The 15,292-nt window shown below is 59.3% G+C and carries 17 protein-coding genes; 10 read left to right on the top strand and 7 right to left on the bottom strand.

What is annotated here, in order from left to right; all coding sequences use genetic code 11:
- The first annotated feature begins 11 nt into the window (after positions 1-11).
- Positions 12-356, top strand: a complete 345-nt coding sequence (locus IC232_RS03200) for a hypothetical protein (RefSeq protein ID WP_190843470.1) — start codon at positions 12-14, stop codon at positions 354-356.
- A 49-nt stretch (positions 357-405) separates the two neighbouring features.
- Here the strand turns inward: IC232_RS03200 and IC232_RS03195 are convergent, their stop codons facing one another.
- A complete protein-coding gene (locus IC232_RS03195; protein WP_190843469.1) occupies positions 406-837 on the bottom strand; it encodes a response regulator in 432 nt (143 codons plus the stop codon).
- 195 nt (positions 838-1,032) lie between these two features.
- Here IC232_RS03195 and IC232_RS03190 point away from each other — a divergent pair, with 195 nt between their 5' ends.
- The 7 genes from IC232_RS03190 to IC232_RS03160 all read left to right on the top strand — a co-directional run bounded on the left by IC232_RS03190 (position 1,033) and on the right by IC232_RS03160 (position 5,559).
- Entirely contained in the window at positions 1,033-1,407 is a 375-nt protein-coding gene (locus tag IC232_RS03190; protein ID WP_190843468.1) for a hypothetical protein, read from the top strand.
- A 1-nt stretch (position 1,408) separates the two neighbouring features.
- A complete protein-coding gene (locus IC232_RS03185) occupies positions 1,409-1,900 on the top strand; it encodes a hypothetical protein (protein WP_190843467.1) in 492 nt (163 codons plus the stop codon).
- Between the two features lie 365 nt (positions 1,901-2,265).
- Positions 2,266-3,585, top strand: coding sequence for a replication-associated recombination protein A (locus IC232_RS03180; RefSeq protein WP_190843466.1), 1,320 nt, complete (start codon positions 2,266-2,268; stop codon positions 3,583-3,585).
- Positions 3,586-3,713: 128 nt separating this feature from the next.
- Positions 3,714-3,920, top strand: a complete 207-nt coding sequence (locus IC232_RS03175; RefSeq protein WP_190843465.1) for a cold-shock protein — start codon at positions 3,714-3,716, stop codon at positions 3,918-3,920.
- 95 nt (positions 3,921-4,015) lie between these two features.
- On the top strand, positions 4,016-4,321 hold the full coding sequence (locus tag IC232_RS03170) for a hypothetical protein (RefSeq protein ID WP_190843464.1): 306 nt from the start codon (positions 4,016-4,018) through the stop codon (positions 4,319-4,321).
- A gap of 94 nt (positions 4,322-4,415) precedes the next feature.
- A complete protein-coding gene (locus tag IC232_RS03165; protein WP_190843463.1) occupies positions 4,416-4,643 on the top strand; it encodes a hypothetical protein in 228 nt (75 codons plus the stop codon).
- 196 nt (positions 4,644-4,839) lie between these two features.
- Positions 4,840-5,559 (top strand): restriction endonuclease, encoded by a 720-nt coding sequence (locus IC232_RS03160; RefSeq protein ID WP_190843462.1) that lies wholly within the window; start codon positions 4,840-4,842, stop codon positions 5,557-5,559.
- Between the two features lie 27 nt (positions 5,560-5,586).
- Here IC232_RS03160 and IC232_RS03155 read toward each other — a convergent pair whose 3' ends face one another.
- Positions 5,587-6,045 (bottom strand): RNA polymerase subunit sigma-70, encoded by a 459-nt coding sequence (locus tag IC232_RS03155; protein WP_190843461.1) that lies wholly within the window; start codon positions 6,043-6,045, stop codon positions 5,587-5,589.
- Positions 6,046-6,407: 362 nt separating this feature from the next.
- Here IC232_RS03155 and IC232_RS03150 point away from each other — a divergent pair, with 362 nt between their 5' ends.
- Positions 6,408-8,018, top strand: coding sequence for a diguanylate cyclase domain-containing protein (locus tag IC232_RS03150; RefSeq protein WP_190843460.1), 1,611 nt, complete (start codon positions 6,408-6,410; stop codon positions 8,016-8,018).
- A 341-nt stretch (positions 8,019-8,359) separates the two neighbouring features.
- On the opposite strand, the gene IC232_RS03145 is transcribed toward IC232_RS03150, so the two are convergent.
- The 4 genes from IC232_RS03145 to IC232_RS32035 form a co-directional block, all read right to left on the bottom strand.
- Positions 8,360-10,798, bottom strand: a complete 2,439-nt coding sequence (locus IC232_RS03145) for a PAS domain S-box protein (RefSeq protein ID WP_190843459.1) — start codon at positions 10,796-10,798, stop codon at positions 8,360-8,362.
- 436 nt (positions 10,799-11,234) lie between these two features.
- Complete coding sequence (locus tag IC232_RS03140) at positions 11,235-11,531, bottom strand: integration host factor subunit alpha (protein WP_190843458.1); 297 nt, start codon at positions 11,529-11,531, stop codon at positions 11,235-11,237.
- 31 nt (positions 11,532-11,562) lie between these two features.
- The gene (locus tag IC232_RS03135; protein ID WP_190843457.1) at positions 11,563-11,763 is read right to left on the bottom strand and encodes a NepR family anti-sigma factor; all 201 of its coding nucleotides are present in this window, start codon (positions 11,761-11,763) and stop codon (positions 11,563-11,565) included.
- A gap of 352 nt (positions 11,764-12,115) precedes the next feature.
- Positions 12,116-12,838, bottom strand: coding sequence for a LuxR C-terminal-related transcriptional regulator (locus IC232_RS32035; RefSeq protein WP_210335221.1), 723 nt, complete (start codon positions 12,836-12,838; stop codon positions 12,116-12,118).
- Positions 12,839-13,425: 587 nt separating this feature from the next.
- On the opposite strand from IC232_RS32035, the gene IC232_RS03125 reads away from it, so the two are divergent.
- Complete coding sequence (locus tag IC232_RS03125; RefSeq protein ID WP_190843456.1) at positions 13,426-13,755, top strand: hypothetical protein; 330 nt, start codon at positions 13,426-13,428, stop codon at positions 13,753-13,755.
- Between the two features lie 8 nt (positions 13,756-13,763).
- Here IC232_RS03125 and IC232_RS03120 read toward each other — a convergent pair whose 3' ends face one another.
- Entirely contained in the window at positions 13,764-14,615 is an 852-nt protein-coding gene (locus IC232_RS03120; RefSeq protein ID WP_190843455.1) for a GAF domain-containing protein, read from the bottom strand.
- Positions 14,616-15,292: the final 677 nt, after the last annotated feature.

Below are 15,292 nucleotides of genomic sequence, written 5' to 3'. Positions count from 1 at the left end.
GAGGCATTTCAATGATTAACGCATCACTCCGCAGCAATGATGGCATCCTCAAACTCTCCTTCGATGCAACGCCTTGGTTCGCAAAGGCCTCAGATGACGAGATCTTTGCTCTGGCCACAGCAGGCTGGGGCGGCTCAACGGCGACGGACGAGCTAATCCGCTATATTGGGAGCTGCAATCCGCAGGCGGCTTCATTCCTTGCGGAGATGAAGCTCCCGGAGCCCCCGAATGGCACCGCAGCCCCTATCAAGGTGAATATCGAAGAGGCTCCCGCGGGTGGCTGGCTGGTGGAAAACCGCCCTGCCCTTGCCGCAAGGATCTTAGCCGAGACGGCAGAAGAGGACGACCACTCGTAAAGCTGATTGCACCGCCCGGGACAGAATCCTCCCGGCCACCGTTCTGGCGCTACTGGGGAGGATCTCGATCGAGAACCCTCTCGATCATCTCAACAAGCTCCGGCAGCCGGTAGGGCTTTGCAAGGAACGGCACTCCTACGGACGTACACATTCCGTGGAATGTCCGCGACCGCCCAGACGTGAAAACGACCGACAGGAGTGGCTGAACGGACAGAGCCGATTGGGCCAGGTCGAACCCGTCCCGGCCGCCAAGATCCACGTCGCTGAACAGCACATCGACCGACACATCCGACAGGATGATCTCTGCCTCCTCCGCGCTGGAGGCTGTGAAGACCTCAAATCCGGCGTCCGTCAGCGCCTCGGCGGCAATCTCACCGATAATCAACTCATCCTCTACGACCAGAACTCGTTGGCGGAAGGACTTCGGAGCGGCTTTCTCTCTCGTAGCCGGGCGGTTCAAAAGTGAATGGATCTGGGTCATGTACGCAACCTCACTGAACGCATCGGTGTGGTTAATGACCGATTGTGGCATCCGTTCACATCTGGGCCAGACAAGTGTCCGGCATGGTAAGCCAATGGTTAACACTTCGATGAGGCTGTCATCTTCCAGTGGCAGCCCTTTCTTCTGCTGACCTACTCCACCCCTTCAAACCCCATAAAAAGTGAAGACGACACCATGGATGCAATTGACATTGTGGTCGAAAATCAGGGCTGGACCCCCGATGTAACCCTCGGGCTCCTGCGCCGCTTTATCAACGGCAGCGGACTCAACGCCGAGTGCGCTCAATTTCTCCAGAGCATTGCCGACGCAGAAAACGAGGGTGAGCCAACCGCCGATATCCAGGTCGAGCCGAAGCCAGATGGGCAAACTCTCCGCCTTGCCGTCGACCTCTTATTCGGGCAAGGCAGCGTCGACGGTCACCATATCCGCATGAGCGTGCACAACGCGATTTCCCACTTCGCAGCTGAGGGGGCGATCACCCCGGATCACGACGACCATGCCATGCTGGAAAGCTGGTCGGTCACGGTCATCCCTGCTGAGGAGGCCTGACATGAACACAGAACTGCAGGAGGCCTTCGGCTTCAAGACCGGCGAAGTCGTGCAGATGCTTGTTGAAACGAGCGGCCTCGACGCTGACGACAACGAGCTCACCTTCCCGGTCGGCGCGCTCGCGATTATCGATCGCATTGAGCGTCTGGGGGATCGGCAAGGCATCGCCTTCACCCTCGCCATCGAGGGAAAGATCGTCAACGTGTTCGACGAGGGAGACGGTCTCCCGGCGAAGGCATTCTTTTACCAGATCATGACGGACAAGGATGACGCAGAGCGCCCCTTCACTCTCTCCGATGTCAGTGACGTGGACACCTATACCCATGCGGCATTCGTCCATGGAGAAGTGAGCGAAGGCGACCACGAGGTCGGGGATCTGCAGGACCTGCTGCGCGCGGCCTGGGGTCTGATGACCGAAGAGCAGAGGATCGACTTCCTCTTCACCGACGAGGCCAAGGCTGTCCTGTCGGCCGCCGGCATCCTCAAAGATTGATCCACCCCTGCATTCCAATCCTTCTTCCAAGGTGACATCTATGCATTGCGCTCGCCCGACCCGCGCCCAGATCAAGTCCGTGCATGAGCTCTTCCAGCGCTCCCCAGACGGAAGCCCGAGCTATCGAGCATTTCGCAAAAGGTTTCGGCTCCATTCGCTCGATCACCTCCTTGGCGGCACCTGGCACGGCATGTTCATTGGCATTGAGACAGACGGTTACCGGCATTCTTGAACAATGCTGGGGAGGTCTAACGATAGAATGCCGCAGAGCCTTGGATCGACGATGAATTTACGGCATCAAATCACTATATTTCTGGCTCCCTTGTAGTGCCAAAAGTCGGCCAACGACATCCCTTAGGTTCCCCATGAGCGATCTCTTTCAGACGGCCACGGCGCGCAACCGCCCCAAGCCCCTTGCCGCTCAGATACGGCCCACACGCCTCGACGACATCATCGGGCAGCGCCACCTCCTCGCCCCCGGCACGGTGCTGCGGAACATCGTGGCTTCCGGACGGGTGGGCGCGTTGCTGATGTGGGGCCCGCCAGGCACCGGTAAGACCACGGTCGCCAGGGCGATTGGGAATGAGATCGGGAAAGAGTTTCGGGAACTCCATCCCGCGCACAACAACGTTTCCGACATCAAGGAACTTGGGAAGGAAGCTCAGGTTCGCGACCTCCTGGTCTTTGCCGATGAGGTGCATCGCTTCAGCAGCAGTCAGAGCGATTATCTTCTCGGCCTCGTCGAGGACGGTGTGTTTGACCTGATTGGTGCCACGACCGGAAATCCAAGTTTCGTTCTCACCCCTGCCCTCGTGTCACGCATGACAGTCTTCCGGCTTGAGCCGCTGACGGTCGAGGACATGAAGGACGTCGTGGCTCGTGCCGTTGCGCATTTCAAAGATAAGGGGATCACAGTTGATGTCGAGGAAGCAGCTCTGGCACAGCTCACCGCCCATGCGGGCGGCGATGCCAGGCGCGTTCTTACGGCAATGGACCGATTGGCGGCGAATGCGGCTGTCGGCTCCACGCTCGCGATCACGGGAGAGATGGTCGCAGATCTGTTTCAGGCATCCCCGGTTTTGTATGATCGGAACGCGGATCAGCACTACGACTCCGTGAGCGCCTTCTTGAAGGCAATGAGGGGCAGTGATCCCGATGCGACACTCTACTGGCTCGCAAAGTTGATCCATGCCGGGGAAGATCCGCGGTTCATCGCTCGGCGGATCATGATCCATGCGTCAGAGGACGTAGGTCTTGCCGATAACACCGCTCTGCAGACGGCTGTGGCAGCGCTGCATGCCGTGCAGCACATTGGCTATCCGGAAGCTCAGATCGTCTTGGCACATGCAGCCCTGCATATTTGCCGGGCTCCCAAATCTAATTCAGTCTGCCGTGGCATCGGTCAGGCTATGGCCTATGTGCAATCCGCGCCGCCGATCCCGGTACCGCTGCATCTGCGCGACACTCACTATGCGAGCGCGAAAACGCTTCACGGCTATGGTGGCTACGTCTTCCCCCACGATGATGCGAGAGGCTGGGTAGAGCAGGAATATGCTCCGGGCATCGCACCGGGCCAGTTTTATCAGAGCGACAGCCGGGGCCCGAACACGTTCGAAGGCCGGGCCGATCAGTTCTGGGCCGAGGTCACCGGTAAGGAGCAGCCGCGGCATCCGAAGAAGCGTTAATGCTGATCTTGCCTCTTTATTGCCACGGTTGCCCTGCCCAACTAGCCTCCCTTGGGTGGCGATGACGTCACTGGGTGGGTGGGACATGACGTTCTGCCAGAGGAAACGACTAGGGACTCGGGACAAGAATGGCGACTGGCACGGTAAAGTGGTTCAACGAAACCAAGGGATACGGCTTCATCCAGCCGGATAATGGCGGCAAGGACGTATTCGTTCATATTTCAGCCGTGGAGCGCGCAGGCCTCCGCAGCCTGCAGGACGGGCAGAAGATCTCCTACGAGGTTGAGCAGGACCGTCGCTCGGGAAAAGAATCCGCGACGAACCTGCAGGTCTAAGCCCTCTCACGTTTGCGGATTGCTCCGCCTTCACAATGAGCCGCTCCGTTTCGGGGCGGCTTTTTTCATTGTGCCTGCCGCAATGGAGATCCCTGATGACAGAGACATCGCCCCCTGCATTTCTCAGTGACGAGCGGTTCATCAACGAGCACCGCAAAGTGTTCGTGATGTTCATGGGCCGGGACGGCTACTCAGAAGACATGTCCACCGAGGAGTTCCCCCGGCTGCAGCAGACCGTCAAACTCGACGCCTGCCCGATCGCCTACCTTCGCCTGCAGCGCACCGGCTCCCGTTTCGCCCTCGACCGGCGCAAGAAGATGGAGATCGCAGATATCTACCATAAGGCAGGGGAACATGCGTATTACGGCTACTGCATTGCGCTCGGGATCAAGCCAGAGTGACTGGACCTTCCTGCACTTGGATCTACCAATTGCCCGAGGTGGGGTATTTAAGCTGAAATCCAAACTTTACCGCCCGCCACTGGAAGGAGACGCCGTGACCACCCGTCTTATGGAAATCGTCGATCGCGATGCCGCTATCATGAGAGCCAAGATGGCAGAAGTCATGCCGGCTGGCGACGGTGAAGCACGGCAGGCTCGGGAGTTGATGATCCTGCTCCATACTGGCCTCTTCGTCATCCAGAGGGACGAGACGAGCACAGCAGAAGAGTTGAGAGAGTTCGCCGGCCAGATCCTCGACCGCACGCGCATCACCAAACAGTAGAAGCCGAAATATTCCTGTGAGTTCCGCTCGCTTTAGCTCGGTACGAAGCTGCCGGTAACCGCGCTCAGCTATGGAGAATGCTCGATGATCATGGTGATGATCGGCATTTGGCGCGGTCAAGGGAATGTTTCGTTACCTCTGGAGGCATAAGGCGTTCAGCGCTGTGCTGCTCCTCCTATTCAGCGTGGGCTTATATTTGCACCCCGTAGCTGCCTGGGCCGGGCTCGCGGTGCTTCTGTTCTTGCGTCTGACTAGGGTTCACTCTGTTCTGCTGATCCATGATCTGACGGATCGGGCAGCGCTGAAGCATGTCCGCACTCTCGCGACTAAACGTGCCCATATGCTTTCGCCCGACGAGTATGGGAACATCTCCGAAGAGGCCTGGGAGAAGCACCTCAATACCTTCATCAAGAAGACGCTTCTGCCAGAGTTTCAGCGCAGGAAGATCGAGCATCTCCTAGCACAAGACCCAAAGAGGCACGCCGGCCGCCTCAGAACGCGCATTAACCGGATCGTTGACAGACACCAGCCGGCCAATCCAGCGATCGAATTCGATGAGGCGATGACCGGCAGGGAGTTTGAGCTCTACTGCCGGGAAGTCCTGCAGGAGGCGGGCTGGCATGCAGCGCTCACTCCCGGATCAGGTGACCAGGGCGCCGACATCATTGCGGAAAAGGATGGCAGACGGGTGGTCATCCAGTGCAAGTTTTACAACGGCACTGTCGGCAACAAGGCTGTTCAGGAGGCCTATGCCGCCGCAGCTTTCCAGGATGCACCTTATGCGGTGGTGGTCACGAACTCAGTCTACACGAAGTCCGCGCACCAGCTCGCGCACAAGAACGGCGTGCTGCTGATGCACCATACGGATCTGGAGCGGCTCGACCTGATCGTCACCAGCGGGGCAGGCTCCCGCTGATACAAAATTCCATTTAGTCGTTCAGGATCATAGAAAATCTTCGATCGACAGCTGTGCAGTGTTGCGCGTTTTCGGCTTCGGCTTCTTTGGCGCTTCCTCGGCATTCGCAGCAACCGGCTGCTTGCGCGGGATAGGTGTGTCTTCCGACTGTATCCTCTTCATGCGAGCCATCGCCTTATCACGCGCCTGGGCTTCCTCAGATTGCGGATCTTCGGTCAGCCATTTCCCTCGCTTCAGGACCTCGTTTACCCTGCCCTGATTGACCCCGAGCTGGAAGGCGATCTCCTGCTGGGTCATGTCCGTAGTGCCATGAAGCTCGAGGATTTTGCGGGCGAGCTCCGGGGTCATCTTGCGCCCGGACACCCGACGAGCCGGTGCGATCGACCTCGTCTTCTTGTCTTCCTTGCGCATCTTCTCGAGAATGGCCAGGGCCATATTCATGCCTTGGGCGCGCAGGGCTTCTTCGAATTGCTTCAGCGTGGTCAAAAGAGAGACTCCTGAACTCCTGCCCCGATGCATGTACACCGGTTCAGACTGACTTTTGAACGACGAAGAGGTGGTAAACGGACCGCCAGCCCCGCACGGCTATCGGGAAGGTCTGCCGAGTTAAGGCGACTGAAAACAGAATAGAGTCCATGATTCGCGTTTTTCAAGAGCAAGGGCGAACTTGGTTGTTGATTTGTTCCGACGATGGTTCCAACGCGGCCTATGAATGCCCGCTGTCTTAACCGTTCCCTATGGAGTTACTTGAGAAGATGGCATAGCGGATTGTATGAGGTCGCAAAAGCGAAGCTCTGTGGATTTGAAAGTTGTAACGGGCCGACGAGAAGCCCTGAATTGAATCAGTGATGTTGAAGCGTTTGAATTTAAGAACCATCGTTGCCGTTTCCGGCGCAGCCCTCGTCATCGCTATGGCCAGCACGATGAGCATCGTTGTGGGAGCTCGGTCCGAGCGCCACTTCGAGCGCGAAATTGGTCGAGCCTTGTCTGAAACAGCCTTTCAGATGGCCGACAAGCTGGACGCCGACATGGCATCCCGCTCCCGCCAGGTCGGCGTGCTGGCCAAGATTAGCGCCGTCCGGGATTGGTCTGAGGCCCAGAAGGTCGTCGATGAGTTGCAACTGAAGGACCCCACTCTGGCCTGGATCGGCACCGTCAACACGGATGGCATTGTCACCGCCTCCAGCGGTCGGATCCTGCTCGGCGCCAACGTCTCCTCCCGCCCTGTCTTCCAGGAAGGCGTCAAAGGGCACTTCATCGGTGACGTGCACGAGGCCGTACTGCTCGCAAAGCTTCTGCCGAACCCGACCGGCGAGCCGATGAAGTTCGTCGACGTGGCAACCCCCATTCAGGACAGCACCGGCAGAACTCTTGGGGTCTTGGCCGCCCATTTCTCCTGGGGCTGGGCCCGAGAGGTGCAGGATAGACTTCTCCGCCCGGCCCAAGAGAGGCTCGGACTGGAGACCTTTATCGTCGGCGCCGACGGCACTGTGCTTCTCGGGTCCGCAAACACCATTGGACGGCCGCTGCCGGTTGAGAGCCTCAAACTGGCTCAGTCCAAAGGATCCGGCTGGGTCATTGAGACGTGGCCCGATGGACAGCGATACCTCACCGGCTATTCCCGCGGTGCTGGACAGGCTGACTACTCCGGCCTCGGGTGGACGATCCTCGCCCGTCAGCCACTTGCAGCGGCCTACGAGAATGCGGACGATGCCAGCCGTGAGATCTTCCTGTGGGGTGTCGGCTTTGCAGCGCTGTTCAGCGCACTCGCCTGGTTCGCCGCCGGCCTGATTACCCGGCCCCTGCATGCCATTGCCGACGCTGCTGTGCGTCTGCGGCAGGGTGAACCGGGTGTCGAGATTCCTCAGCTCCGTGGGGCGGCGGAGGTGGCTGATCTCTCGACATCGCTTCGAGACTTGGTCGCGTCCCTCGACAAGACTCAAAATGCCTTGTCGAAGATGGAAGACGCCGCCTACCACGACACGCTCACCGGACTGCCCAACCGACGCATGTTCGACGAGTACCTGGGGAAGCTCGTCACCGATGCTCCTGTCCCTGACTTTGCCCTCCTGAGCCTCGACCTCGACAAGTTCAAGCCGATCAATGACAGCTTGGGGCATCATGCCGGTGACATTGTGCTGAAACAGGTCAGCGCCCGCATGCTCTCCTGTCTGCGTAGCAACGATGTGGTTGCTCGCATCGGCGGCGACGAGTTTGTCATTATCGTGCATACGGAAGCTGGCACATCGGCTCCTGGGCTTCAGGAGATCGCTGAGCGACTGATTAAGGCCGTCAATGAGCCGATGCTGCTTGCCGGCAAGGCCGTTCGGGTAGGCTGTAGCATCGGCATGGCCGATGGGATGATCCCAGGCGAGACGGTTCAGGACATGCTCGACCGGGCTGACGGAGCGCTCTACGAGGCCAAAGCCAACGGCCGTAACTGCGCTGTCGCCGCTTGAAACCTAAGCAGAGCAAGCTTCCTGCAAGCCAGTGAGCGTAAAACAAGCTGTCCTTCCATCCGGGAGATCGCCCTTCGGGATGGCCCTCTGGACAACTTCCTCCCAAACTCGGGCCGCTGGTTTCCAGCGGCCATTTTTCTGTTTGGGATTGGGTGACGCCGACCGGTCGGGTCACCTTGAGCGGTTGCTCGCAGCGAGCACAAGAGACCGCACGGCCGGTCGGCGTCGCGGCCTCGGGGTACTGTGTCAGTGCGAGCTGAGACAGGGCAAGGCCGTATTCGTCAGCCTACTCGGGTTTGTGACAGTTTCAGGGCCTTCGCAGTGGTGCCTGCTCTGCGAGATTACTCCTCTGCCGCCTCGGCAAGCTCCTCTTCCCGAACCACCTTCAAGGTGAAGTAAAACGTGGTCCCTTCCCCAGGCGCCGAGTCAGCCCAGATCTTTCCGCCATGCGCCTCGATGATCGTCCGGCAGATCGACAGGCCTACGCCCATGCCGGTCTGCTTCGTGGTCGTAAACGGGGTGAACAGCCGTTCTTGGACAGAAGGCGCCAGGCCGGTCCCGGTGTCTTTGACGCTCAGGCGGACCATCGACCCCTGGTCTTCCACCTCTGCCTTGATGTTCAGATCGCGCTCCTCCACGTCCTGCATCGCCTCCATGGCGTTGCGAACCAGATTGAGCAGAACCTGCTGGATCTGCACCCGGCTCACGAGCACCTTGGGGCTCTCATGAGGAAGATCGAAGTCAACTTTGATGCCCTTGTCCTTGGCGCCAGCGAGCGCAAGCGCACTCGCCTCTTCGATCAGCTTGCGCAGATCCTCGACTTCTTGATCCGTTTCCCCACGGGCCACAAACGCCCGCAGGTGCCGGATCACCTCTCCCGCGCGCAGAGCCTCCTCCGCGGCTCCCTCCATCCCCTGCCTGAGCATCGGAACGTACTCGCCGTCCATCCGGTCCAGGATCATGCCGCAGCCCTTCAGGTAGCCTGTGATCGCAGTCAGCGGCTGATTGACCTCGTGCGCCAGGGTTGATCCCATCTCACCCATGGCGGAGAGCCGGGACATGTAAGCCAACTCGGATTGCAACTCCTGCATGCGCTTTTCCGTATACTGCCGGTCGGTCAAGTCGCGGATAAAGGCAGTAAAGAAGAGCTTCCCCCCTGACTCCATCTCGCCGAGATGCACCTCCATCGGGAAGGTCGAGCCGTCCTTGCGCTGGGCAACTGCCACACGGCCGCTTTCCGTGATCCGACGCTCGCCGGTCTGCCGGTAGCGGTGCATGAAGCCTTCGTGGTTGTCGCGGTACGGCACCGGCATCAGGAACTTGACGCTGGTGCCGATGATCTCCTCAGGCTCGTAACCGAACATCTTCACAGCGGCGGCGCTGAACGAGGTGATGATCCCCTTCTCATTCGACACCACCATTGCGTCCGGCACAGTCGCCAGGATCGATTGCAGGTGAGCGGTCTGCCGGAGCAGATCGTCTTGGCTGCCACGCAGGGCTACTTCGGCCTCTACATGGTGGGTGACATCCTGGGCGATGCCAAGCCTACGGGTTGGCCGCCCATCCTTGTCGACGAGCGTGTGCCCGACGGATGTGATCCAGCGCTCTTGGCCAGTATCAGCCCGGATGATCCGAAACGTGTTGGTGAAGATCAGACTGTCGCCTAGTTGATTAGTGTAGGCAGTTTGTATGATGTCCTCCCGATCCTCAGGATGAATGCACTCAAGGACAAGGTCCTGGGTAATCACGGTGTCTGGTGCAAAGCCAAACAACTCCCGGGCCTCGGCGCTCCACTGCCGCTCGCCCGTCAGCACGTTCAGATCCCAGATCCCGAGGCCGGTGGTCTCGATCGCCAGGCGCAGCCGCTCCTCGCTCTGGCGCAGGCTCTCCTCGACGTGCTGCAGCCCTGTGATGTCACGGGAGATGGCCAGCAACCCATCCGGTTTGCCGTCGCTGCCCAGGATCGGCGTGACCATCACGTCCCACCACTTCGGGGTGCCGGCGAGCGTTGGGCAGAAGCCGCGAAAGCGCCCGGTGTCGCCGAGCTTGGCCCGAAGTACAGCCCTGCGGGCGTCATCAGCCGTTGGTCCTGTCCAGAAGTCGAGCCAGTCGCAGCCCTCGATATCAGCAAAGGCTCCCACCTCCATGGCCCTGCAACCGCCTTCGCTCATGAAGCGCAGGCGGCCCTCCAGATCGAGAACCTTGATGCAGTCCTCAGAGCTGGCATGCAGCCGATCCAGCATCTCGGTCTTCTCAGCGAGTTCGCGCTCGGCTTTGCGCAACTTCATCTCGCGCTGAATGGAGCGGGCCAGCGCCAGCAGGGTTCGCTCCTGCACCTGGGAGAGCCCTTCCGGGCGGGGCTCACGATCTACAACGGTCAGAGTCCCAACAGGAACACCGTTCCCATCCCGAAGGGCGATGCCGGCGTAGAAGCGCAGCTGCGGCTCTTCCGTGACAAACGGGTTGTGGCGAAACTCCGGATGCTCCCTGAGATCGGGGATAACTGTCAGGTCCGGCTGTTGGATCGTGTAGGCGCAAATTGAGAGGTCCGCCGGTATCTCGGCGGCATCGAAGCCGATCCTGGCCTTGAACCAGTGCCGGCCCTCAGCCATGAAGCCGATGGATCCCATGGGGGCCTGACAGGCCTGCGCGGCGATCAGAACGGCATCGTCGAAGACATCCTCGGGAGGAGTGTCGAGTATGTGCAGATCCCGAACCGCAGCCACCCGATTGGTGTTGGCAGGCCCAGGGATGCTGCTGCTGAAACTGCTGATGGCCATCGTTGGAATGCTGCCCCGACCCTTAGACGTGTTCTACCCATTGGAGGTAACGCCTCTGGGGCGATAGCAAAGAGGTCCGTGTTCCGCAACGTAAACGCCGATGCAACTTATGACCAAGCTGAGCAAAGGGAACTTTAGATAGGCTTCTAGTCAGTAGAGTGGATTATGTTCTCGTTATGTTTGCTGCAATGTTCTCGAATTACGTTAAGAGAATACGTAGTCTGCTCACGGCCAAGCTTTCGGTTTTCCCTTATTGCGCCAAGTAACCGACTGGTTCATCTTCCGGTGCATTGAAGCACGGCACATTTTCAAGCGTCGATTTCAAAAACAACAACAGTTTTACGTACTTACCGTAGGGGCAACTGCGGGGGCAGACGGGTCGCGAACACGGTCAAAAGACCGGGCGCGGCCCTTTTCTTTTTCGGCCTGCGAACGCTTAGGACGTTCCGTTGACGTGGTTCTTCAGTACGGGAGACGGGCTGAATGTGAGCGCCCGCCGTGGTTCGATTGGCACCTCGACACCTGTCTTCGGATTGCGGCCTACGCGTTCAGCTTTATTTCGGACCGTGAACGTGCCGAAACCGGATAGTTTGACACTTTCCCCTCTGACGCAGGCGTCACTGATCTCTAACAGTACCTGCTCCACCAGCGCGGAGGCTTCATGCCGGGGCAGGCCTGAGGCGTCGTAGACCGCATTGCACAGGTCTGCCCGGGTCACCGTGTTTCCGGCCATCTACTCATTCCATGATTGCTGAAGGTGCAGCTTAGCCGGCGTCTGACGCCGCTCTCTGCTTGTTCTCAAGCTCTTGCACAAGAGCTTTCAGCCGGTCCGGGAGGTCAGCTGCGAGGATGGCGTCGTACTGGCTGCGCAGGGAGTGCCCCAGAATGAAGGTTACCTGCTCCTGGGAAAAGTTCAGGCTTTCTGGAATCTGTCTTGCCCACTGCTGTCTGTTGCTCTGCTGCATGGCATCGTTCTCATGGATGTCCCTGCATTGCCCCTGTTCACATATGTGAAGGGGAACTCACCCTTTCGGGTTAGGTTTCAGCGTGACTGTATGTGTTTGCCGGCCCCGCTTGGTCTGTCAGGCGCGAAGGTGGAGGCCCGACATCAATCGATCTTTTTTCTTTCCGGCCACGCTGGAATAGGCCGGATCACCCGTCGTTTGCCTATCTGACGGGTCGTTCGCTCCTGTTCGACCGTCTGGAAAAGGATCGCCGTTCCTCTCTCAAGAACAACGGCATCAATCTTAGGGCCCCTCCCCCGCGGAGCGGGCCCCTTTTCATGCGACTTCGTTTTTATGGCCCGTATGGAGCGCGTCAGCCCACGACCTTGGCGTATCCGGCATCGGCTTGCAGGCCAAAATGCTGGGTTGCCCACATGGCAGCCTGGGTACGATTGGCAGCTTTCGCCTTCCGCAAGATCGCCTTGACGTGCACTTTCACCGTAGCCTCGGCCACGCCAAGATCACGGGCGATCAGCTTGTTGGAGGCTCCCGTCGTGAGCAGCCTCAGGATCTGAGTTTCGCGATCGGAGAACTTGGCTGGCAGTCCTGCAGGATCATTCGCAGCGGCCATCATCGGCGCTCCAGGAGAGGAGGCTTGCTCGAGCATAGCCAGGCTTACCGAGATCGGCAGGAACATCTCGCCCAGCATAACCAACTCCAAGGCCGCGAGCACAGCGGCCTGGGGCATCCCTGTCGGGCACAGCCCGTCGAGCCCGGCGGTGCAGAGTTCCCGAACGGTCCAAGGATCGACGTTGTCACTGAGAGCCACCACGCGGGCGCTCGGATACTGCTCCTTCAATTGCTTGATCGTTTCGACAGCAGCGCCTTGCGGGGGGCTGTCGCAGAGAAGAACCAGCTCCGGGCTCTCCCCATCGGAGAGCCCATCGTCCGCGACCACAAATCTGGTGCCTTTCAGGATGTACCTGACACCCGTCTGAAGCAGCGTATTCTGGCAGACCAGGTAGGTGGTGACTGAAGCGGGAGCATTCAGCGTCGAAGGCAGGGATTGCGTCCTATAGCCGATGTCTTGGTCCATGTTCAGAATCCCCTTGTTTTTGTCAGACCAGATCCCCACCAAAGCTTCACCCTTCCACCTGCGGCTCGCAGGTAGGTCCTTCTGGCAAAGCTGCCGTCTGGTCCGAGGGAGGTCGCCTAAGCGTGGGCGTGGTGTGGCATTAACGAGGCTAAACCATGGCGGTTCCCAAACGGGTATGCCCCTCCGGGCTAAGCCAATCGAGGCAAACGCCTCTTCCTCTACAAATGTGTGGTTAAGCTGAAACCCTTCTACCTCATCATGATTAGCGGCTTGAAGGTTTTGTTCACCTACACCTTCCTCCTGGGCCCTTGATCACCAGATCGAAGGGCTCTTCTTTGGATCATGCTCACCGCTGAAGATACCAAGTCAGATCGGATGAAACGCTAGGCCAAGTTTTCGGTTATTGGAGCGAGGGCAGCTACTGCCTTCAAGGCCAGGAGGCCTCCTCATCTACCTGGCAACGGCGGGTGAGGAGGCTTCCGCCATTGCACCCTGCGGCTGGCGGACCTTAGGCCTTTCCCTCAAAGCTGCCGTAAGGCAAGAGGATCCAGTAACCTCTGGATCCGATGACGTGAGCCGCAACGACGATGAGCAGCCTGCACCAATACCCCGCGATATCGGCTCACAACGAAGAGACCGAGCCGGATCGGATCTCGCGCCTGCATGAGGCTTTTGGGGTCATGTGCGCCATCGCCCGCATGGTCTGGCGCGAGGAGACAGGCTACGGCTCCACCGAACCAGGGCTTATTCATACCCGCTGGGACGGTGCGATCATTGCCATGCGGGACACCAGTGGGCAGCTCGAGGTGATCTGGGCCTCTGCCGATCACCGGGAGCGCTTTGGCGTCCTGGCCGAACTCGGATGGGAAGCGATGTCAGAGTCGCGAACCAATGTCGTTCACCGCCTCCCAACTTGATCCCCAGTTTATCTTAAGGACGAATGATCCCTCGCTTCGTCTGAGACTGGTGCACTTCCCCTGGACGATGTCTGGGCCACGCCGAGCGTACCATCGGACGCACGGGTGAATTTCACGCCCTGTTCCTGGAATGCCAGCACAATGGCCTCCAAGCTGTCGCGGCGGACCGAGGTTTCCCCGTGGATCTCCACACGCTTGACCGAGGTGGGAGAGATATTGGCGGCGTCTGCCAGCTCTCGTGTCGACCAATTCAGGAGACCTCGGGCGGCCCGGATCTGAGCGCTGGTTGGGGGAACCCACGTCTCGAAATCGAGGGGCGTTCCTCTCGTGTCTGACGGAAGCGGTTGGGTGTCGGCCTGACCGGTCACTTCCAGATGATGCAACCACAACTCATCGACGACGAGCCGAGCCAAACTGCGCAGCATCGTCATTTGGTGCGGACTGAACTCCCGCGGCTTCAGGTCGGAGACACACAGGGCACCGAGCCGGATACCCGGCCGGATCGTTAGCGGAGCACCGGCATAGAACCTGATGTGAGGTTCCCCCACCACATAAGGGTTCTTCACAAAGGTCCGGTCCGCCACTGCGTCCGGCACCACGAACACCTCATCGTGCAAAATCGTGTAGTTACAGAACGCATAGTCTCTGGGCAGCTCAGATAACGACATTCCTTCCGGCTTGGCCTTGAGGAAGTAGCGATGGGCATCGGCCAGGGTCACGTGAACCATTGGAACATCGAATAGCTGTTTTGCGATGCGGCAGATGCGATCAATGGCAGGCGAAGATGGGGTGTCGAGAATGGCCAGGCTGTGGAGAGCGGCGAGACGCTCGGCCTCGTTAGGCGGCTGCGGGAAAAGCATTTCAGATCAAAACTCAGACTAATATAATGTAACAGAAGTTTGCGACTCAAGGACTCGCTATGCGGTGAGGGGATAAGGTACGAAGCTGGCCCGAGGCTAGTCCTAGGTGGAGTAGAATCCTATCGAGGGCTCTGCTCTTGAAGAGAGACGCCGGCCGGCATCTTCAACTCACAGTTGGCCAGACCCAGCTCGACACGCTTCGGCGGCTCTGCCACTTGTTTGCTTTACGATGGGTCAGACCTCGTGTGAAGAGATGCGAAGTTTCCCTCAGAGGCGTCCTCTAAACCATTGAGAGAGCCCATCTGCCTGCGGGCTCGTCCGACCGGAGCTGCCGCAATTGGAGGCGAAGTCCTTCCACAGATTAGCGCGGGCGAGGATGCGCTCGACGAGAAACAACGTTCGAATAGGGACGATGAGCGGACATTCAGGCTACCTGGCTCTTCGTCTCAGTTGTTAAGGCTTGTTGGATGCCTGCCGCGGCGGGACGGTGCTGCTGCACGAGCGGCAGGCGTTCGACAAGCCTCAAAGGAGGAAACCGCGGAACGCCGTGCTGACGCTGCGGATGTTATGGGGATTGTGGCGTCGGCATCGGGTGCTGAGCAACCGTCACGGACCTGATCCGGTGTGGGTGAGCTCGCTGTGAGGGCCCCCGCGGGCGCGGCAAACGACACTCTCGG

This window comes from Microvirga sp. (assembly GCF_014699075.1).
In the GTDB taxonomy this organism is placed as follows: Bacteria; Pseudomonadota; Alphaproteobacteria; order Rhizobiales; family Beijerinckiaceae; genus Microvirga.
This window is presented reverse-complemented; position numbering and strand designations above follow the sequence as displayed.